A 1698-nucleotide genomic window follows, 5' to 3' on the forward strand; every position below is an offset into this window, starting at 1 on the left:
ATTAAAAACCACGATAAACCACTGGCCAGAGAGCATGGCGCCCACTGGCTGGAGCTGCACGAAATACCTACGCTGATTTTCGACCATGGCAAAATGATTGAAGATGCACTGGCAGCGCTCCGCAATAATGCACAATTCCATCCTATTGGTTTTGAACTGTTGCCGGAGAAATTTACGCTCTCACAATTAAGAAGTCTCTACGAAGAAATTTATCAGAAAACACTCGATAAACGCAATTTCCGCAAAAAGATATTATCCCTGGATGTAATGGAAAAGCTGGAAGAAAAAGATAAAACCTCTTCCAAAAAAGGTGCACACCTGTACCGCTTCGATCCGGAGAAATATGAAGCGCTGAAACGCAAAGGATTGGTGTTTGAAATCTAGGATTTCAAAATGAACAAAATGGATGGCAGTCCGCACCGTAAATAAAACTACTTTGCGGCCTGTTGATTCCCATTTATGGTATGGATGCGCCATGCAGGCCTCTGTTGCCTGCTATTCCTTTCAAAAACATTGTGCGGGCAGCATAATGATATTACAGCAATTAAGCATGCGTTGTCCGGGATGTCGGATAGCACAAAGTATGTAGATGCCTTAAACCGGCTCTCCTTCCTGTACATTCCCTGTCAGCTGGATAGCAGTGGCAGATATGCGAAAACAGCTAATGATATCGCCAACAGGATTCATTACAACAAAGGTCACCGGGACGCATTGCTTGGCCTGGGCCGGTATTATTCCCTGCGTCCACATCATTACCTGTCTTTTTTATTTTATGATAATGCCCTGACGGCCTGCCGTGTTGCCGGCGACTCCGTTGGAGTAGCGGTATCACTCATGAACATGGGTACCTATTACCAATACCAGGGCAAACATGCGGAAGCCCAAAACTACCTGAGCAAAGCACTGAAAGTAACCTGGGTGGCGGGATTGGACTCTATGCGGGCGTGGGTGCTGGTGAACTACTACCTGGTGAATGCCGCAGATACCGCAGCATTGGCGTTTGCGCAAAAAGCCCTGCAACAGGCCGTGGCGCTTACTGCCCGGTATCATGACCGGCTGGGAATGCTGTATGTGAAATTGTTTGAAGCCCATGAAGACCTCCGGGCAGGAGAAATAAAGAAAGCCGAAGCAACACTGAAGCAGGTAATACGGGTGGCCGATAGCGCCGGACTTAATTACATCGCCATGTATGCCTGCGCCCAGCTAACTGGTTACCGGATCTGGCAAGGCAAGGCGGATTCCTTACTATATCAGGAGCAATCGGTGAAATATGCCGTTGCCGGCGGATATAGCGGGTTAATGCTACCGGTAGTCACCACCTTATTTAACTGGTACCAGCATAAAAAAGATACCCGGCATGCGGCACATTACAGCCGCATCGCCTTGCATATTATGCAACAACAGCAGGAGGATATGCAAGCCGGGGAAGCCGATTATCTGGCCTATGCTTTCGGGGATGAACTCATGGATTCTCTCAAAATGCAACACCAGTCCCAGCATGCGCAACTGCAACTGGCCAACATCACGAACGATTTCTGGTACTATCAGCTTTTCATTATCGCCGCTATTGCACTACTACTGGCCATATTACTTAACTATTTTATCCGGGCCTACCGGCTTTCACGTATCAATAGCGCCAGTATGGCCACTTTGCAGGAAGAAATCCGCAAAGGAAATAAAGCATTGCAGGATAGCGAC

Annotated in this window: 2 protein-coding genes; both read left to right on the forward strand. The window is 47.8% G+C overall.

Annotation, left to right across the window (positions count from 1 at the left end):
• Positions 1–384 (forward strand): NUDIX hydrolase (locus tag VIP81_RS27755; RefSeq protein ID WP_414649400.1); only part of this gene is annotated, 384 nt, incomplete at its 5' end.
• A 180-nt stretch (positions 385–564) separates the two neighbouring features.
• On the forward strand, positions 565–1698 hold a 1134-nt coding region (locus VIP81_RS27760; RefSeq protein WP_331969139.1), incomplete at its 3' end, for a tetratricopeptide repeat protein.

The sequence above is a fragment of the Chitinophaga sp. genome, from assembly GCF_036566945.1.
Taxonomy (GTDB): domain Bacteria; phylum Bacteroidota; class Bacteroidia; order Chitinophagales; family Chitinophagaceae; genus Chitinophaga.